Raw genomic sequence first — 18,805 nt, forward strand, 5'->3', positions numbered from 1 at the left:
ATGCTGGCGATCGCGGCGGGGACTGACTACGGAATCTTCCTCGTCGGCCGCTATCAGGAGGCACTGGCCGCCGGCGAGGATCGAGAAACCGCCTACTACACCACATTTCGTGGTGTGGCTCCGGTTGTGTTGGGATCCGGTCTGACCATCGCCGGGGCCACGTACTGCCTGAGTTTCGCGCGGCTCCCCTGGTTCAACACCATGGGTGCCCCCGTCGCGATCGGCATGCTGGTCGTGGTCGCCGCCGGGTTGACGCTAGGACCCGCGGTGGTGTTCGTCGGCAGCCGCTTCCACCTGTTCGAGTCGAAGCGGGCGGCCAAGCGGGGCCGGCTTTGGCGCCGCGTCGGCACGGCGGTGGTGCGTTGGCCCGCACCAGTCCTGGCGGTGAGCGCGGCGGTCGTGCTGATCGGCATGGTCGCTTTGCCCGGCTTCAAGACCAGCTACAACGACCGCTACTACCTGCCCACCTCCGCACCGTCGAACGTCGGGCAGGCCGCCGCGGACCGGCACTTCTCGCAGGCCCGGATGAACCCGGACATGTTGATGGTCGAGGCCGACCACGACATGCGCAATCCGGCCGACATGCTGGTTCTTGACAAGGTCGCCAAGAACGAGATCCGCACCATCGGGATCGCCATGATCCAGGACATCACCCGACCGCTGGGCATTCCGATCCAGCACAGTTCCATCCCGTTCCAAAACAGCATCCAGAGCCAAACCACCATGCAGAATATGGACTTCCTCAAGGACCGCATGGCCGACATCCTCAAAATGGCCGACTCGATGCAGTTCATGATCGAGACCATGCAGCGCATGTACCAGGTCACCCAGGGCCTGGCCAATGCCGCCGACGACAGCGCGAAGACGACGGCGGAAACCTCGGAGATCACCGACAAGCTACGGGACCACGTCGCCGACTTCGACGACTTCTGGCGCCCGATTCGCAGTTATTTCTATTGGGAAAAGCACTGCTACGACATCCCGATCTGCTGGTCGCTGCGGTCGCTGTTCGACGCGTTGGACGGCTTCGACCAACTCGCCGAGAAGTTCCACCAGCTCTCGGGCGACATCGGACGCACCGCCCAGGCGACTCACGAGATGCTGGTGCTGATCCCGCCGATGATCGAAACCATGAAGACCACAAAGGGTCTCACGCTGACCATGCACGCCACGTTCTCGGCGATGATCAATCAGATGGAGGCCATGAGCAATACCGCGGTGGTGATGGGGCAGAGCTTCGATGCGTCGAAGAACGACGACTTCTTCTACCTGCCGCCCGAAGCGTTCGACAACCCCGACTTCCAGACCGGTCTGCGGATGTTCCTGTCACCGGACGGCAAGTCGGCGCGGTTCTTCATCACCCATCAGGGCGATCCCATGACGCCCGAGGGGATTTCGCGGGTCGACGACGAGCGGACCGCCGCGCAGGAGGCGTTGAAGCAGTCGTCGCTGTCGGACGCGCGGGTCTACCTGGGCGGCACCGCCGCCACCTTCAAGGACATGGCCGACGGCGAGAAGTACGACTTGATGATCGCGGTGGTGTCCGCGCTGACGCTGATCTTCATGATCATGCTGCTGCTCACTCGAAGTGTGGTGGCCGCGCTGGTGATCGTCGGCACCGCGGCAAGCTCGATCGCCGCCTCGTTCGGGTTGTCCGTGCTCATCTGGCAGGACTTGTTGGGCATCAAGATTCACTGGATTGTGGCGGCCCTGTCGGTGATCATTCTGTTGGCCGTGGGGTCCGACTACAACTTGCTGCTGGTGTCGCGGTTCAAGGAAGAGATTCATCACGGGCTCAAGACGGGGATCATCCGCTCGATGGCGGGCACCGGCGGAGTGGTGACCGCGGCGGGTCTGGTGTTCGCCTTCACCATGGCCGCCATGCTGGGCAGCGAGCTGCGAGTGTTGGGGCAATTCGGGTCGACCGTGTGTATCGGTCTGCTGCTCGACACGCTGATCGTGCGGACGCTGTTGATGCCCTCGATCGCCACCCTGCTGGGGCGGTGGTTCTGGTGGCCGCAGGTGGTGCACCCGCGGGGTGACCACGCCCGGCCGCTGAGCCAGACGCCGGCGAAAGAGGCTGTGCCGGCTTAAGTTTCGGGAAGCGCTACGCAGACCGCGACGGCTCCGGCACCGACGTGCAACGCCAGCACCGGGCCCATTGGGCTGATGATCGCCGGCTCGCACGCGGGTAGCCGCTGCGCCAACTCCGCCGCTACCTCGGCAGCGCCCTCCGGGTTGACGACGTGGTGGACGGCTAACGCGGCCGGGTTGTCTCCGACGACGTCGCACACCCGGTCGATCATCGCGGCGGTCGCATGCTTGACCGTCCGGACACGTTGAGCCAGAACGAGTTTGCCGTCGTCGATGCGCAGCACCGGCTTGAGCGCGAGCGCGGTGCCCAACCACGCCTTCGCGCCGCCGATGCGCCCGCTGCGGCGCAGATTGTCCAGCCGGTGCACGACCATCATCGCGTGGCTGCGTTGCGTTGCGGCCTCGGCAACGCGGACGACGGTGTCCAGATCGGCGCCCGCACGCGCCGCCCGCGCGGCGGCCAACACGGTGAACCCGGTTCCCATCGCAGCCGATCGGGAGTCGACGACCCGGATGGCCGGGTCGAGATCGGCCGCGGTCCGTTCGGCGGTCCCGCAGGTGCCCGACAACGCCGAGGAGATGTGTATGGCCACCACGCCGTCACCGTCACTGTCGGACAACGCCTGTGCGTAGGCGTCGGCGAGCTCGGCCGGGGTGGCCGCCGCGGTGGTGGCATTGCGCTTATGGATGTCGTCCGGGACGTCGTCCACGCCGTCGCGCAAGTCCGCGTCGTCGAGCAGGATGTGCAGCGGCACTTCGCGGATGCCCCACTTGTCGCGCAGTTCAGCGGGCAGGCGAGACGACGTATCGGTGACGAGGCGGACTGTCACGTGCCGCGCGACTTCTCATTCGGCGCATCGCGATCAACACCGGCCAGGGCCAAGGCTTTGAGCATCAGTTCGGCCACCGCTTGGTGCGCTTCGAAGTTCCAGTGGATACCGTCGGGATTACCGCGCCCACTGAAGATCTCCTCGGCCACCGCGGCCTTGAGATCCACTAATGGAATGTTGTGGCGCTGAGCCCATTCGGTGATCGCCGCCGCGGTCCCGGCTCGGCCGTGGTGCGCCTTGCCGTACGTCTCGGCGACGTGCACCGAGGGCAGAGAGGCCACCACCGGGATGCCGGGCCGATTGAAATCGATTGCCGCACGGGTCTGTTCGAGGTAATCGGCGCTGAGGTGCGGCGGCAGGGCGGGGCGGGCCACCGGCGAGAGCCGGGGCTGCAACCAGCCGTAGCCGTCACGGACCCAGCGCCGCAACCAGGGTGGCCGGACATAGCGGATCAGCTCACGCAGCGCCGTCGGCAGTACCGAGGGCAGCGAGTCCATGCCGCTGGTGGCGAAGACGACGGCGCCCGCTTTGGGCAGCGCCGCCCAGGACCTCGGATCCTGCGTGGCCGCCCACCACACGTCGCGGCAGGTCCAGCCGATGCGACCGATCAACTCCACGTCCCAACCCAGTTGCGCCGCAACCAGGTTGGGCCAGATTCGCGGATCGTCGGCGGGTAGGCCACCGGTCGGTCCGTAGTAGGCCAGGGAGTCGGCGAAGATCAACAGCACCGGCCGGGAACCCGGATCCGAGGACAGCTCAGAGGACATCGTCGGAAACCTGCGCCGACGCGTTCCACACATCCAGGCGCCACCGGATGTCGTCGAACGCCGAAGAATCGTCGGAATGACCACTGAGCTGTACCCAGCTGGCGTTGCCCAGGCCACCCAGTATCGGCCAGTTGGCCACCGGCAACTGCAGCAATGCCGCCGACAGTGCGGCGATCAACCCGCCGTGGGCTACCAGCACGATCGGCCGGTCCGGCTCGCTCGCGTCGCCCCAGTCCGGTTCGGTGGCGACCAGCTCGGCCACCACCGGCACGCTGCGGGCCGCCACGTCGACCCGGCTCTCCCCGCCGTGCGGCGCCCAGGTGGCGTCTTCGCGCCACGCCACCCGCGCCCCGGGCGCCCCGGCGTCGACCTGCACATGCGTCAGGCCCTGCCAGTCGCCGAGGTGGGTCTCCCGGATACGGGCGTCTGCCCGCACCGGCAGGCCGGTCCGCTCGCTCAACTTGACTGCGGTGTCGTAGGCGCGGCGCAGATCCGAAGACAAGATCAGCAGCGGTTGCTGCTTGCTCAGCGCTTCTGCGGCGGCGACCGCCTGAGCCCGGCCCAGTTCACTCAGTTCGGTGTCCAGCTGACCCTGCATCCGGCTACCGAGGTTGTAGTCGGTCTGTCCGTGCCGGAGCATCACCAGCCGGCGAACCCTCATTCGCCGCCCGCCGACTCGTGCGGGCCCGAATCCACCTCGATGACCGGGCAGTCACTCCACAACCGGTCCAGGGCGTAGAAGTTGCGGTCGTCCTGATGCTGAATGTGCACGACGATGTCGCGGTAATCCAGCAGGGTCCAACGGCCCTCCCGCGCGCCTTCCCGCCGCGCCGGCTTGTAGCCGGCCTGGCGCATCTTTTCCTCGACCTCGTCGACGATGGCGTTGACCTGCCGCTCGTTGGACGCCGAGGCGATGACGAAGCAGTCGGTGATCACCAACTGCCCGGAGACGTCGATGACGACGACGTCGTTGGCCAATTTGGACGACGCGGCCGCCGCGGCCACCCGAGCCATGTCGATGGCTTCCTGATTGGCGGTCATGCGTTGTTCCCCGCCGCCAGGCTGGTTTCGGTCGGCTGCGCTGCCCCATCTCGTGGTCCTCGGTACAGCCGGCGCTTGGAGACGTACTGCACCACGCCGTCGGGCATCAGATACCACAGGGGTCGACGCTGTTCGGCGCGGCGGCGGCAGTCGGTCGAGGAGATCGCCAGCGCCGGGATCTCCACCAGTGTCAACGCGTTGTCGGCCAGGTCTTTCAGGACTCCGGTGACGTGTTCGCGGCGCAGCTCGTAGCCGGGTCGACTGACCCCGATGAAGCGGGCCAGATCGAACACCTCTTCCCAGCCCTGCCAGGTCAGGATGGACGCCAACGCGTCGGCGCCGGTGATGAAGTACAGCTCCGCGTCCGGGTTGAGGGTGTGCAGGTCACGCAGCGTGTCCTTGGTGTAGGTGGGACCACCGCGGTCGATGTCGACCCGGCTCACCGAGAAGCGGGGGTTGGAGGCCGTGGCGATCACCGTCATCAAGTACCTGTCCTCGGCGGCGGAGACGTGCCGATCCTTCTGCCACGGCTGCCCACTGGGCACGAAGACGACCTCGTCGAGTTCGAACAGGTCGGCCACCTCGCTGGCGGCAACCAAGTGCCCGTAATGGATGGGGTCGAACGTCCCACCCATCACTCCCAGCCTGCGCAGTGGCTTTTGCACGGTTTGCCAGCTTACTTGAGCGTGTGTATACGCTTCGTTTCCCAGCATCAGCAGGCTCAGTCAGGTAGAAGAAGTCTGTGACCGACGTGCCGCTCGGATCCGTCGATCCGCAGCAAGAGCTCAAAGAAGCGATGACCCGGCGCTGGTACACCCGCTCGGTGGTCTCCGGTGAGGTCACGCTGCCGGCCGTGCCCAGCCTGATCGACGAATACGTGACCATGTGTGCGAACCTCTTCGCCACCGTGGGGCGCAAGTTCTCCGACGACGAACTCGGGCACGTCCGAACCGTCCTCGAGAAGCAACTGGCCGAGGCCTATGCGGCCTCCCCGCGCTCGTCGATCGTCATCTCCTACAACGCTCCGCTCGGTCCCACCCTGCATTACCAGGTCGAACCGCGGTGGTGGACGGTGGAGGCGGCCTACGAGGAATGGATCAGCACCCGCGAGCCGCCGCTGTTCGGGACCGAGCCGGACGCGCGGGTGTGGGCGCTGGCCACCGAAGCCCCCGACCCCAGCACCCATCGGATACTCGAGATCGGTGCCGGCACCGGACGCAATGCGCTGGCGCTGGCGCGCCGTGGGCACCCGGTCGACGTGGTCGAGATGACCCCGAAGTTCGCCGACATGATCAGCGCCGACGCTCAGCGCGATGCCCTGGACGTGCGCGTCCTGGTGCGAGACGTGTTCACCACCCGAGCCGACTTGCGCCAGGACTATGCCCTGATCGTGCTCTCCGAAGTGGTGTCGGACTTCCGCACCACCCAGCAGCTGCGTGACCTGTTCGAATTGGCTAGTTATTGTCTGGCGCCGGGCGCTCGCCTGGTGTTCAGCGCGTTCCTTGCCTCGGGCGGTTACGTGCCGGACCAGGCGACGCGGGAATTCGGGCAGCAGGCCTACACCAGCATCTTCACTCGCCATGAGATGTCGGCCGCGGTCGCCGGGTTGCCCCTCGAGCTGGTCGCCGACGATTCGGTCTACGACTACGAGAAGGCGAACCTGCCCGAGGGCGCTTGGCCGCCGACCAGCTGGTACGCCAATTGGGTCAGCGGCTTGGACGTGTTTCCCGTCGAGCGGGAGATGAGCCCGATCGAGTTGCGCTGGTTGGTGTTCCAGAAGCGGCGTTAAGGCGGCTGGTCTCAGACCGGCAGCAGCTGATCGATCACCGCGGCCAACTGCTTGGCCGAACGGCACTCGTGCATCGTGATCACTTCTTCGTAGCGCGGCACCGCCGAGTCGCCGCTGCCCCACAGGTGTCTGGGTTCGGGGTTGAGCCAATGTGCGTGCCGGGCCGCGGTCACCATGTCTTCGAGCACATCGGTGGCCGGATTGCGGTAGTTGGTGCGGCCGTCGCCCAGGATCAGCAGCGAGCTGCGCGGCGACAACACACTCGGAAACGCCTGCACGAACGACACGAACGCGTTGCCGTAATCGGAATGGCCGTCCCGGGCGTACACCCCGGCCTCCCGGGTGATCCGCTGAATGGCCACCGCCAGGTCCGCTTCGGGCCCGAACATGTGGGTCACCTCGTCGGTGGTGTCGATGAAGGCGAAGACGCGAACGCGGGAGAACTGCTGACGCAGCGCGTGCACCAGCAGCAGGGTGAAGTGGCTGAACCCGGCCACCGAACCCGAAACATCGCACAGCACAACCAATTCCGGGCGCGCCGGGCGCGGCTTTTTGAGCACCACGTCAATGGGCACCCCACCGGTGGACATCGACTTGCGCAGCGTCTTGCGCAAATCGACGGTCCCGGCCCGCGAGCGGCGCCGACGGGCGGCCAACCGGGTGGCCAATGTGCGGGCCAACGGCGCCACCACCCGGCGCATCTGGCGCAGTTGTTCACCCGAGGCCCGCAGGAACTCGACATTCTCCGACAGTTGTGGGATGCCGTACATCTGTACGTGGTCGCGGCCGAGCTGTTCGGCGGTGCGCCGTTTGGTCTCCGCGTCGACCATCTTGCGCAGCTGCGAGATCTTCTGCGCGGCAAGCGCTTTGGCGATCTGTTCTTGGCTGGGGGTCGGTTCGTCGCCGTAGGGGGCGAGCAGTCCGGCCAGCAGTTTGCCTTCCAGTTCGTCCAACGCCATGGCCTTGAGCGCTTGGTACGACGAGTACGACGGCCCTCGGCTGGAACTGTATTTCCCGTAGGCCTCCACGATGCGGGCGATCATTGCCACCAGCCGCTCGTCCATGTCGGCCAGGTCGTGGTTCTCGTTGAGCAGGTCGAACAGCATCTGCCGCATGGCCTCGACGTCGTCGGGCGGCAGCCCCTCGGAGTCCTCGTCGGGGGCCTCGTCGGTGACGACCACCCGCGCGCCCAAGGCGGCGGGGAACCACAGATCGAACATGGCGTCGTAGGTCTCGCGGTGGTCGGGCCGGCGCAGCACGGCGCAGGCGATGCCTTCGCGCAGCACCTCGCGGTCGCCCAGCCCGAGGGTCGCCATGACCCGTCCGGCGTCCACCGTTTCCGACGGCCCCACCGAAATGCCGCTACCGCGAAGCGCTTCGACGAATCCGACCAGGTGACCGGGTAGCCCGTGCGGGGCGAGCGGACGGGTCGGACGGATGCGGCGAGTGGCCATCGTGTGCAAGCCCTTCGTTAATTCAGTCGGAGTTCCCCGGCCGCGCGCCTTTGGTCGGACTGGTGTTTGAGCACCACCCCGAGCGTCGCGGCGACCACGGCGTCGTCGATGGTGTCCAGGCCCAGCGCCAGCAGGGTGCGTCCCCAGTCGATGGTCTCGGCGATCGAGGGCACCTTCTTGAGTTGCATGCCGCGCAGCACGCCGATGATCCGCACCAGTTCTTCGGCGAGGTGCTCGGGCAGCTCGGGCACCCGGGAGAGCAGGATCCGGCGTTCGAGTTCGGTCGAGGGGAAGTCGATGTGCAGGAACAGGCAGCGTCGCTTGAGGGCCTCGGAGAGCTCACGGGTGGCGTTGGAGGTCAGCACGACGAACGGTGTGCGCTCGGCGGTGATGGTGCCCAGTTCCGGGACGGTGACCGCGAAGTCGGAGAGCACTTCGAGCAGCAACCCTTCGATTTCGATGTCGGCCTTGTCCGTTTCGTCGATGAGCAACACGGTGGGCTCGGTGCGGCGGATGGCGGTCAACAGCGGGCGCTGCAACAAGAACTCCTCGCTGAACACGTCGGTCTTGGTGGCTTCCCAATCTCCCGAGCCGGCCTGGATACGCAGGATCTGCTTGGCGTGGTTCCACTCGTACAGGGCGCGGGCCTCGTCGACGCCCTCGTAGCACTGCAGCCGGACCAGCCCGGAGCCGGTGGCCTGGGCGACGGCGCGGGCCAACTCGGTCTTGCCGACACCAGCGGGACCTTCCACCAGCAGCGGCTTGCCGAGGCGGTCGGCGAGGAAGACCGCCGTCGCGGTCGCGGTGTCGGGCAGGTAGCCGGTCTCGGCCAGGCGCCGGGACACGTCGGCGATGTCGGCGAACAACGGCACCGATTGTGCGGGGACGCTCATCAGATCTACTCCTTGGGGGTGTCAGGCCGGCCGGGTGTGGCCAGTAGCTGGCGAGCCCCACACGATCCACTTGGTCGAGGTCAATTCCGGCAGCCCCATCGGGCCGCGCGCATGCAATTTCTGGGTGGAGATTCCGATTTCGGCGCCGAAGCCGAACTGCTCACCGTCGGTGAACGCCGTGGACGCGTTGACCATCACGGCCGCGGCATCGACCTGCTCGGTAAACCGTTGCGCGGCTGCAAGATCCGCGGTGACGATGGCTTCGGTGTGCCCGGTCCCGTACTCGTTGATATGCGCGATGGCCGCGTCCACACCGTCGACCACCGCTACCGCGATGTCCATGGCGAGGTATTCGCGGCGCAGGTCGGCCTCGTCGGGGTCGACGTGCACGCTGACTCCGGCGTCCTGCAACGCGTTGAGCAGCCGCGGCAGCGCATGCTCGGCGATCGCCGAGTCCACCAGCAGCGTCTCGGCGGCATTGCAGACGCTGGGCCGGCGGGTCTTGGAGTTCAGCAGAATCCGTTCGGCGACATCGAGGTCCGCGGCTTCGTGGACGTAGACGTGGCAGTTGCCGACGCCGGTCTCGATGGTGGGCACCTGGGCGTCGCGCACCACCGCATCGATCAGACCTGCTCCCCCGCGCGGTATGGCCACATCGACCAGACCGCGCGCCTGGATGAGGTGGGTGACGGTGGACCGGTCGGCCGAGGACAGCAGCTGGATGGAGTCGGCGGGCAGCTCCTCGCTGACCAGCGCGCCGCGCAGGACTGCGACCAGCGCCGCGTTCGACGCGGCCGCCGAGGAACTGCCCCGCAGCAGGGCGGCGTTGCCGGATTTGAGGGTGAGGCCGAAGGCGTCGACGGTGACGTTGGGACGGCCTTCGTAGATCATGCCGACCACGCCCAGCGGTACCCGCTGCTGGCGCAGTTGCAGCCCATTGGGCAGCGTGTATCCCCGCAGCACCTCACCGACCGGGTCCGGCAGACCCGCCACCTGCCGCAGGCCGGCGGCGATACCATCCACCCGCTGCGGGTTGAGGGCCAGGCGGTCGAGCATCGCAGCGGGGGTGGCAGCGGCCCGTGCCGCGTCCAGGTCTTGGGCATTGGCCGCCAAGATGTCACTGGTGTGCGCCAGCAAGGCGTCAGCGGCGGCGTGCAGTGCCCGGTTCTTCACCGCAGTGGGCACCGAAGCCAGCACCCGGGCGGCGACCCGCGCGCGCCGCGCGGCGTCGTGCACCTCTTGGCGCAAGTCGGGTTGGAGCTGCTGGGTCGCTGCGCCGCGGGCAGGTGCGTCCAGACTCATTACCCCAGGGTATCGGGCTGGGCAGCGCTGCCCTAATCGGCGACGGCCGGTCAAGAGGGGCAGCGCTCGGCGCGGTCGGGGCTTAACTTATCCGCTCGCCGCGGCCGGTTCGCCGGACCTTGCTCTGCCGTTCTTCGAGGATGTGGCCCAGGTCTTGCAGTAGCAAGGGTTGGCGCATGACCAGGTGTTCGAGGTGGTCGCGCCCGATCACCACCGCCGTCACCTCGTCGAGTGCGTAAGCGCTGGCCAGGTTGGGTTGGCGGGTCAGGGCCGTCACGCCGAGGAAGGACCCTTCGTTGAGCGTGCTGATCGGTACCACCGAGCCGTCGGCAGCGGTAGTGGTCAGCCGCCCGCCCGGAGATCAGAAACGTCATGCCCGCCGGTACTTGGCCGGCGTACTCGACCACCTCGCCGGTGCCGTAACGCACGATGTGCGCGCGGGACAGCAGTGATTGCTGGTCGGTCTCGGTGAGGCGCAGGGCCGGTGCCACCACTCGATGCAGGGCGTCTTGCACGCGTTCCGGGGTGGAGAAGTCGTCGTCGGCTTCGTCGAGGTGCAGGCCCTCGCGGCGGGCGGCGTACCAGATCCAGCGCAGAAAGGTGGCTTTGGCGGCCCCGTCGTCGGCCGGCGAGGTCAGCCCGATGGTCGTGCGGTACTCGAGGTTGCCCAACGGTACCGATTTGGGCTCCGAGCCGGGTTTGAGCTGAGGCAACGAGCCGGCCACCCGGGACAGCAACGCGCAGACCTGGTCGGGCGGATCGTCGTTGGAGAAGATCGTGGTGATGGCCAGTTTGTAGGTTCCGGGCGGGCGGCTGAGGTTGGTGAACGGCGTGCCGGCCAGCACCGCGTTCGGAGTGATGCGCATGCCGCCGCCGGTCGCGATGTGCACGGCGCGCCAATTGACCTCGACGACTCGGCCACGCGCGCTGTTGGTGTCCAGCCAGTCGTTGATCCGGAACGGTTGTTCGAAGAGCATGAACAACCCCGACACGATCTGGCCGACGGAATTCTGCAGCATCAAGCCGATGACGACGGAGGTGACGCCGACCGCGGTGAAGACACCGGCGATCCGCACGCCCCAGATGTAGGAGAGGATCACGGCCAGCCCCACGCCGATCACCGCGAACCGGGCGACATCGAGGAAGATCACCGGCAGTCGTTTCCGCCACGAATCCTGCGGCGCGCTCTCGAACAAGGTGGCGTTGAGCGCCGACACCAGCACCACTAACACCAAGAACCCGAACAGTGTGGTGAGAATCCGCACCACAGTGTCGTGCGCCGGCACCTGCGTCGCCTTGACGATGAGCAGCAGCAGCGCACCCAGCGGCACCATGTAGTTGCGCACCAGGGCCACCTGCCGGACCAGGCGGCTGCGCCGGCGAGACAGCGTCTGCTGCAATTCGGTCAGCGAAACGATGACGACGGGCAACGCCAGTCCGACCCCGACGGCCCAGTAGAACCACGCGGAACTGAACATCGTCATTGCCGCTCCGACAGTTGCCAGATCTGCTGCTCGGACCCGTTGACCGAAATGGTGCCGGCCGCGTCGAACCGCCACAGGTCTCGCATCGCCTCGTACACCTGCGAGGTGACGTAGATGCCGGGTTGCGGTGCGCCGCTGTGCATTCGGTAAGCAAGGCTGACCGCACCGCCCCACATGTCGTAGGCGAGGCTGGATCGGCCCACCAGGCCGGTGATGACGGCGCCGTTGTTGATGCCAACCCGCAGGCGCAGATTGTGCCCGCGCTGAGTGTTGAACCGCTCGATGATGCGACCCATTTCCAGGGCGAAGTCGACACTGCGGTGAATGTTGTCCAGCCGCGGTGTGGTGACACCACAGCTGGCAAGATAGCCGTTGTGGAAGGTGCGGATCCGTTCCACACCCAGGCTCTCTGCCGCGGAGTCGAACTGGCGGAACAAGTCGTCGACGATGCCGATCAGCTCATCGCTGGACATCTCGTTGGAGATCTCGTCCACGCCGACGATGTCGGCGAAAATCACGCTGACATTCTGGTGCTTTTGGGCGATGACCTCCTCCCCGTCGCGATACCGCTGGGCTACCGGTTCAGGCATCAGGGCCAGCAGCAGAGCGTCTTTCTCCCGGCGCTGCTCGTTGATCAACTCCTCCTTGATCGCCAGGTTGCGCCCCATCTCGTTGAAAGCCGCTGTCAGGTCACCGATCTCGTCTCGGGTGGTGACGGGAATGGTGACCTCGTATTCGCCGGAGCTGAATTTCTCGGTGCCGGCCTGCAACCGCCGGATCGGCCGCAGCAGCACTTGGGCCAACAGCATCGACGCCACGCAGATGACCAGAATCATCACCGAGACCGCGATCACCAGCGTCTTGCCGAACGAAGCGAGCCGGGCATAGGCATCGGCGTCGTCCCGGGTGGCCAGTATCGACCAGTGCAGGTCGGAGCTCGGGATGTCGAGCGGCGCATAGGCTTCCAGCTCTTTGTTGCCCAGGTAATCGGTGTCGCTGTCCACGCCGGATTGGCCACGCAGCGCGGCGCGAAGCCCTCGGCTCGGCACCGGTTGCACCAGCGTCGTGCCGCCCAACCGGATCGCGTTGTTGACGACGTCTGGTGGGGTGCCGGCTTGCACCGCCTCGCGTTTGTATTCGTTGGGATCCTGCAAGAAGATGCGCGAATCGGAACGCATCAGGTTGTCCGGCCCGGCCAGATAGGTTTCCGTCGACGGTCCCATGCCCGCGTTCTCCCAATGCTTGTCCGCGTTCATGATCTTGTTGATCTTCGAGATCGGCACCGGCAGCGCCATAACGCCTTCGATCTTGCCGTTCATGCCGACCGGCGAGACCACCCACGCGGTGGGGGCATCGAGTTGCGGTTGGTACTGCTGGAAGTCGGTGATCCAGACGAAGTCGATGTCGTTGGAGCGCAACGCTTTCTGATATGCCTCGCGTAGGTGAGTTTCCCGGTAAGGCCCGGTGAGTACATTGGTGCCCAGATCGGGACCTTTGTTCACGGTGTAGACGACGTTGCCATCCATGTCCAGCAGCAACGCATCTCGGTATTCGAACCGGGTCACGATGCTGCGCAGGTAGAAGTTGAATTTGGCGTTGGCCGCCGACCACGCGCTACCGTCACCGGCGTCCTCTTGCTTCATCGCGTCGGCGGACGAGGCGAACGGCGCGGTGTAGTGCGCTTGCAAGTACTTCTCCGCGTTGGTGCTCGGCAGCAGCGCGTTGATGTCGAGATCATCACCGGTGGCCCGATTGATCGGTTTGATCAGCTGGTTGTTGTAGAAGTTGACCAGTGCCTGTTGCTGGGTGGGGTTGATCGTCGCGTTGGCCAGTTGCGCGTACCCCGCGGTGAACGCCTGGGTCGCTTCGACCACGCTGAATCCGCTGCTGTACACGACCAGCGCATTCGTGACTTCCCGGAATAGCGCCTCGACCTGCTGCTTCTGCGATTCGCGCAACTCGACCAGCCGCTCGGATGCCAAGTCCCGCAAGGCGGATCGTCCGGACAGATACCCGATGACACCCACCAGTGCCACCGACATGATGCTGCAGACCAGAAGAGTGACCAGCAGTTTGGATTGGATGCCCACCCGGGGCAGCAGCCGCGGCCGGCGTCCGCGTTTGAGTGCCGGCGCGAGATCCGCCACCGGTTGCGCTGGCTGCCCCGACGTCATCGGCTTCCTTTCAGTTACGGGCTGCACGCCGATCTCGCAGCAGACTAGCGGCAATGAGCACCGGAAATGCCATTTGGCAGAAAGTGGCATGCGGTCGATATCGAGCCGTTGTCACGCATAACCTCGGCGGAATGGCGACGCGAGTGTGTGTGGTCGGCAGCGTAAACATCGACCTGACGTTCGAGGTGACCCAGCTACCCCGGCCGGGCGAGACGGTGTTGGCCACTTCGTTGACGCATGCTCCCGGCGGCAAGGGCGCCAATCAGGCGGTAGCCGCTGCGCGCGCGGGTGCCGCGGTTCAGTTCGTCGGCGCATTCGGCGGTGACGCGGCCGCGCAGAGCTTGCGCGGCCACTTACAGACCAATGGCGTCGGCCTGGACGGCGCGGTGACGGTGACGGGCCCCAGCGGAACGGCGGTCATCCTGGTGGACGCCGACGCCGAGAACACCATCGTGGTGGCGCCCGGGGCCAACGCCGAATTGCACGTGACGTCAAGCACGGTCAGCGACTGCGATGTGTTGTTGACCCAGTTGGAGATCACGGTGCCGGCGGCGCTGACCGCGGCGCGGGCAGCCCGGGCGGCCGGAGCGGCCGTCATGGTCAATGCCTCACCGGCCGGTCAGGACCCCACTGCGTTGGCGCAATTGGCCGCGGTCGCCGACGTGGTGATCGCCAATGAAGCCGAGGCACGTCAATGGCTTTGGCGCTCACCGCATTTCGTCACCACACTGGGCGCACGTGGGGCTCGGTACACCGGCGTGGACGGCGAGTTCACCGTCCCGGCTCCGACGGTGACAGCCGTCGACACCACCGGCGCCGGTGACGTGTTCGCCGGGGTGCTGGCCGCGCACTGGCCGCCCCACCCGGGATCGCCCGAGCAGCGCAAGCGCGCGGTACGCCGGGCCTGTGTCGCGGGCGCCTTGGCGACGTTGGTTGCCGGTGCCGGTGACTGCGCGCCGGATGCCGCGGCCATCGACGCGGCACTGTAGTTCAGCGCTACTCCTCGGGTATTTCGCGCTCGATCGCGTCGAGCCAGATCCGCGCGGACATATCCGAGGGCGCGCGCCAGTCACCCCGCGGCGAGAGCGATCCACCGTGAGACACCTTGGGTCCGTTGGGCAGTGCCGAGCGCTTGAACTGGCTGAACGAGTAGAACCGCTGCGCAAAGACTTGCAACCAATGCCGGATTTCGGTCAGTGAGTAGGTCGGACGATTGCCTTCGGGGAATCCCGGTGGCCAATTGCCTCGGTCCGGATCACACCAGGCATGCCAAGCCAGGAATGCGATCTTCGCCGGCCCGAACCCGAAGCGCAGCACGTGGAACAACGAAAAGTCTTGCAGCGCATACGGACCGACCTTTGCCTCGCTGCTCTGCAGTTCCTCTTCTTCACCGGCCGGAACGAGTTCGGGAGTGATCTCGGTGTCGACGACGGATTGCAGCACCTCGGTCACCTCGTCCTCGAACTGCCCGGACGAGATGACCCAGCGGATCAGGTGCTGGATGAGCGTCTTGGGCACCCCGCCGTTGACGTTGTAATGCGACATCTGGTCGCCTACACCGTAGGTCGACCAGCCCAGGGCCAATTCCGACAAGTCGCCGGTGCCCAGCACGATGCCGCCGCGCTGGTTGGCCAACCGGAACAGATAATCGGTGCGCAGACCGGCCTGGACGTTCTCGAAGGTGACGTCGTAGACCTTCTCCCCGCGCGCGAACGGGTGCCCCATCTCCTTGAGCATTCCGTTGGCGGCTTCCCGGATGTCGATCTCCTCGAAGGTGACACCGAGGGCACGCGAGAGCCTGATGGCGTTGTTCTTGGTGTGCTCGCCGGTGGCGAACCCGGGCAGCGTGAACGCCAGGATGTCGCTGCGGGGACGCTCTTCCCGGTCCATGGCCTGTGCCGCGACGATCAACGCGTGCGTTGAGTCCAGCCCGCCGGAGACACCGATGACGATCTTCGGGTAATCCAAGGCACGCAAGCGCTGTTCGAGGCCCGCGACCTGGATACGGTAGGCCTCGTAGCAGTCTTGTTCCAGCCGTTCCCGGTTGGCCGGAACGAACGGGAACCGCTCAACCTCGCGGCGCAGTCCAACATCCCCGTCGGGCGGATCGAGCCGGAATTCGACGCGGCGAAACGCGTCCGCCGACAGCCGGTGATGACGCCGGTTGTCGTCGAAGGTTCCCATCCGCAGCCGCTCGGATCGCAGCAGATCGACATCGACGTCGGCGACCGACTTGCGCTCCCCCTTGGGGAAGCGTTCGGAATCGGCCAACTTGACGCCGTTCTCCCAGATCATGGTCTGGCCGTCCCAGGAAAGGTCGGTGGTCGACTCCCCTTCCCCGGCGGCCGCGTACACATACGCCGCCAGGCATCGCGCCGAGGCCGATCGAGCCAGCAGGCAACGATCTTCCGCCCGACCGATGGTGATCGGGCTGCCCGACAGGTTCGCCAGCACCGTCGCACCCGCCAGGGCCGCCTGCGCGCTGGGCGGCACCGGGACGAACATGTCCTCGCAGATCTCGACGTGCACCACGAAGCCCGGCACATCCGACGCAGCGAACAGCAAATCAGGGCCGAACGGGGCCTCGATGTCGCCGATGCGGATGGTGCCACGCTCTTCGTCGCCCGGAGCGATCTGGCGGCGCTCGTAGAACTCGCGATACGTCGGCAGGTACGACTTCGGCACCACACCGAGCACCGTGCCGCGGTGAATGACCACGGCGGTGTTGTAGATGCGGTGCAGGCGTCGCAGCGGCGCGCCGACGACCAAGACGGGCAGCAGGTCGGCGGACTCGGCGACGATGTCGGCGATGGCTTGCTCGACGGCGTCGAGCAAGGTGTCCTGCAGCAGGATGTCCTCGATGGAGTACCCCGACAGTGTCAACTCGGGAAACACCGCCAGCGCGACGGCCTCGTCGTGGCATTGGCGTGCCATGCCCAACATCGACGCCGCGTTGGCGGCCGGGTCGGCGATCGTGGTGGTGTGCGTGCACGCGGCCACGCGCACAAAACCATGCCGGTAAGCGGAATAGAAACTCATCGCACTCCATTGTCCGGTTGTCCCGACCGCGGTCGGGTGACGGGGTGTCAACAAATGCCTACGCTCGGTTAAGTGGAATCCCCCGAACTCGTTGCTCTGCTCACTGGTAGCCGGGTCGCCGTATTGACGGGCGCGGGAATTTCCACAGATTCGGGCATACCCGATTACCGCGGCCCTGACTCGCCGCCCAGCAATCCCATGACGATTCGCCAGTTCACCTCCGACCCGGCGTTCCGGCAGCGGTACTGGGCGCGCAACCACGTCGGCTGGCGGCACATGGACGACACCCAACCCAACGCCGGCCACCGGGCACTGGCGGTGTTGGAGGACGCCGGGGTGGTCAGCGGGTTGATCACCCAGAACGTCGACCTGCTGCACACCAAGGCCGGCAGCCGCAATGTGGTGAACCTGCACGGCACCTACGCGCAGGTGGCCTGCCTGAACTGCGCCTACACCACCAGTCGCGCCGATCTAGCCGACCAACTCGAAGTCCTCAACCCCGGCTTCATCGAGCGCGCGTTCGAATATGCCCGAGCCGTCGGTGGTTTGGCGGTGGCACCGGACGCCGACGCCATCGTCGCCGACACCACGTCGTTCCGTTATGTCGATTGCCCTCGGTGCGGTGGCATGCTCAAGCCCGACATCGTCTACTTCGGCGAAAGCGTGCCCAAAGACCGTGTGGCGCAAGCTTTTTCGATGGTCGACCAGGCCGACGCGCTGCTAGTCGTCGGCTCGTCGCTGACGGTGTTCTCCGGCTACCGATTCGTACGGCATGCCGCGAGCCTGGACATGCCGATCGCGATCATCAACCGCGGCCCCACCCGCGGTGATGAGTTGGCCACCGTGAAGGTGGAGGCCGGCTGTTCGGAGATGCTCACCCTGCTGGCCGCGGAGCTGACGGCCGTCACCCGACGGACATCCGTGTCCTAACGGCGCGGTCAGCCGTTCGGCCGGGTGTTTCTCAATTCGGCGACGAAGTGGCGACCCTGGTTGTCGACCACCTGCCAGGAGTACGGGCCGATGACCCGGGGGAGGCCGAGCATGTGTATCGCTTGCCGGCCATCGTGCTCGCTGCGGATGCCGTCCACTCGCATTCCGTGTGACGTGGTGAGTGCCCACATGGTGTTCTCCGTGTTTGCGCTTCGCTTCGGTCTGGCCGGGCCAGTTCTGCTGATGCGACAACCTTCTCGGAGGCGACTGTGCGGATCCTCAGCGAATTCTTGGCAGAATCCAAATGCGTTCGACGGCGCGCTCGGCTCGGTCGGCCGCCAGATTGCACAGCACCAAAGGCTCTGCGCGACCGTACTCTTGTGCGGCCGAGCGATCAAAAAGTGCAGGGCATGCTGCGGATGGCATGAATGAAATTGCCCGGGACGTAGGCCGGATCGCCGGCTTCGATAGTGGGCAACTGCCGCAGCAGTTCACCGAAAATGGCGCGCAATTGCGCACGTGCCACATGGGCGCCCAGGCAGAAGTGCAGCCCGCCACCGCCGAAGCCGACGTGCGGATTGGGGCTGCGGCTCAGATCCAGTCGCTCCGGGTGGTCAAAGGCCCGCTCGTCCCGGTTGCCGGAGGCGTAGAACATCACCACCTTCTCCCCCGCTTGGATGGCCTGGCCACCCAGCTCGAAATCCGTTGCGGCGGTGCGTCGGAAGGTCATGACCGGGGTGGCCCATCGGACGAACTCCTCGACGGCGGTGCCGATGCGCTCGTCGAAGGCGGCCCGCAGCCATTCGCGTTCCCGAGGGAATTCGGTGAGGGCTTTCAATGCATGGCTGGTCGTTTGGCGCGTGGTGTCGTTGCCCGCCACGGCCAGCAGCACGAAGAAGGCCGACACCTCCGCGTCGGACAGGCGATCGCCGTCGACTTCGGCGGTTACCAGGCTGCTGAACAGGTCGTCACCGGGGTGCCGGCGGCGCTCGGCGGCCAGCGATCCGG

General features: G+C 66.2%; 16 protein-coding genes and 1 pseudogene. 4 read left to right on the top strand and 13 right to left on the bottom strand.

The window, feature by feature from the left end; genetic code table 11:
- A partial coding sequence (locus A9W95_RS06590) for an RND family transporter (protein ID WP_067409886.1) occupies positions 1-2,094 on the top strand: 2,094 nt, incomplete at its 5' end.
- Here A9W95_RS06590 and A9W95_RS06595 read toward each other — a convergent pair.
- The 5 genes from A9W95_RS06595 to nadD are packed head-to-tail and all read right to left on the bottom strand — an operon-like array spanning position 2,091 to position 5,376.
- Complete coding sequence (locus A9W95_RS06595) at positions 2,091-2,924, bottom strand: DegV family protein (protein WP_067409890.1); 834 nt, start codon at positions 2,922-2,924, stop codon at positions 2,091-2,093. The genes A9W95_RS06590 and A9W95_RS06595 overlap by 4 nt on opposite strands.
- A complete protein-coding gene (gene octT, locus A9W95_RS06600; protein WP_156746051.1) occupies positions 2,921-3,679 on the bottom strand; it encodes a diglucosylglycerate octanoyltransferase in 759 nt (252 codons plus the stop codon). Before octT ends, A9W95_RS06595 begins: the two co-directional genes overlap by 4 nt.
- Before the next feature lies 1 nt (position 3,680).
- Positions 3,681-4,352 carry a glucosyl-3-phosphoglycerate phosphatase gene (gpgP, locus tag A9W95_RS06605; RefSeq protein ID WP_067409902.1) on the bottom strand — a complete coding sequence of 224 codons (672 nt, stop codon included), beginning with the start codon at positions 4,350-4,352 and terminating at the stop codon, positions 3,681-3,683.
- A complete protein-coding gene (gene rsfS, locus A9W95_RS06610) occupies positions 4,349-4,732 on the bottom strand; it encodes a ribosome silencing factor (protein ID WP_067409905.1) in 384 nt (127 codons plus the stop codon). The genes gpgP and rsfS overlap by 4 nt, the downstream gene beginning before the upstream one ends.
- Entirely contained in the window at positions 4,729-5,376 is a 648-nt protein-coding gene (gene nadD / locus A9W95_RS06615) for a nicotinate-nucleotide adenylyltransferase (protein ID WP_256388883.1), read from the bottom strand. Before nadD ends, rsfS begins: the two co-directional genes overlap by 4 nt.
- 152 nt (positions 5,377-5,528) lie before the next feature.
- Here nadD and A9W95_RS06620 point away from each other — a divergent pair, with 152 nt between their 5' ends.
- Positions 5,529-6,521: a class I SAM-dependent methyltransferase gene (locus A9W95_RS06620; protein WP_371328032.1), complete on the top strand. Its 993-nt coding sequence runs from the start codon at positions 5,529-5,531 to the stop codon at positions 6,519-6,521.
- Between the two features lie 11 nt (positions 6,522-6,532).
- On the opposite strand, the gene A9W95_RS06625 is transcribed toward A9W95_RS06620, so the two are convergent.
- From A9W95_RS06625 to A9W95_RS06645, 5 genes and pseudogenes are all read right to left on the bottom strand, one after another.
- Complete coding sequence (locus A9W95_RS06625; RefSeq protein WP_067409915.1) at positions 6,533-7,975, bottom strand: VWA domain-containing protein; 1,443 nt, start codon at positions 7,973-7,975, stop codon at positions 6,533-6,535.
- Between the two features lie 17 nt (positions 7,976-7,992).
- Positions 7,993-8,868: a MoxR family ATPase gene (locus A9W95_RS06630; protein ID WP_067409917.1), complete on the bottom strand. Its 876-nt coding sequence runs from the start codon at positions 8,866-8,868 to the stop codon at positions 7,993-7,995.
- A gap of 21 nt (positions 8,869-8,889) precedes the next feature.
- Positions 8,890-10,170, bottom strand: a complete 1,281-nt coding sequence (locus A9W95_RS06635; protein WP_067409919.1) for a glutamate-5-semialdehyde dehydrogenase — start codon at positions 10,168-10,170, stop codon at positions 8,890-8,892.
- An 82-nt stretch (positions 10,171-10,252) separates the two neighbouring features.
- Positions 10,253-11,654: pseudogene (locus A9W95_RS06640) on the bottom strand (mechanosensitive ion channel domain-containing protein).
- Entirely contained in the window at positions 11,651-13,828 is a 2,178-nt protein-coding gene (locus A9W95_RS06645; RefSeq protein ID WP_067409920.1) for an adenylate/guanylate cyclase domain-containing protein, read from the bottom strand. The pseudogene A9W95_RS06640 and the gene A9W95_RS06645 overlap by 4 nt, the downstream one beginning before the upstream one ends.
- Positions 13,829-13,959: 131 nt before the next feature.
- Between A9W95_RS06645 and A9W95_RS06650 the strand changes: the two genes are divergently transcribed.
- Positions 13,960-14,817 (top strand): PfkB family carbohydrate kinase, encoded by an 858-nt coding sequence (locus A9W95_RS06650; protein WP_067409921.1) that lies wholly within the window; start codon positions 13,960-13,962, stop codon positions 14,815-14,817.
- Between the two features lie 7 nt (positions 14,818-14,824).
- On the opposite strand, the gene A9W95_RS06655 is transcribed toward A9W95_RS06650, so the two are convergent.
- The gene (locus tag A9W95_RS06655) at positions 14,825-16,867 is read right to left on the bottom strand and encodes an NAD(+) synthase (protein ID WP_067409926.1); all 2,043 of its coding nucleotides are present in this window, start codon (positions 16,865-16,867) and stop codon (positions 14,825-14,827) included.
- 72 nt (positions 16,868-16,939) lie between these two features.
- Between A9W95_RS06655 and A9W95_RS06660 the strand changes: the two genes are divergently transcribed.
- Positions 16,940-17,797, top strand: a complete 858-nt coding sequence (locus tag A9W95_RS06660; protein WP_067409929.1) for an NAD-dependent protein deacetylase — start codon at positions 16,940-16,942, stop codon at positions 17,795-17,797.
- An 8-nt stretch (positions 17,798-17,805) separates the two neighbouring features.
- On the opposite strand, the gene A9W95_RS06665 is transcribed toward A9W95_RS06660, so the two are convergent.
- Both A9W95_RS06665 and A9W95_RS06670 read right to left on the bottom strand, forming a co-directional pair.
- Positions 17,806-17,988 carry a hypothetical protein gene (locus tag A9W95_RS06665; RefSeq protein WP_067409931.1) on the bottom strand — a complete coding sequence of 61 codons (183 nt, stop codon included), beginning with the start codon at positions 17,986-17,988 and terminating at the stop codon, positions 17,806-17,808.
- A gap of 203 nt (positions 17,989-18,191) precedes the next feature.
- On the bottom strand, positions 18,192-18,805 hold a 614-nt coding region (locus A9W95_RS06670; RefSeq protein WP_156746050.1), incomplete at its 5' end, for a cytochrome P450.

The organism is Mycobacterium sp. 1423905.2 (assembly GCF_001673155.1).
Taxonomy (GTDB): domain Bacteria; phylum Actinomycetota; class Actinomycetes; order Mycobacteriales; family Mycobacteriaceae; genus Mycobacterium.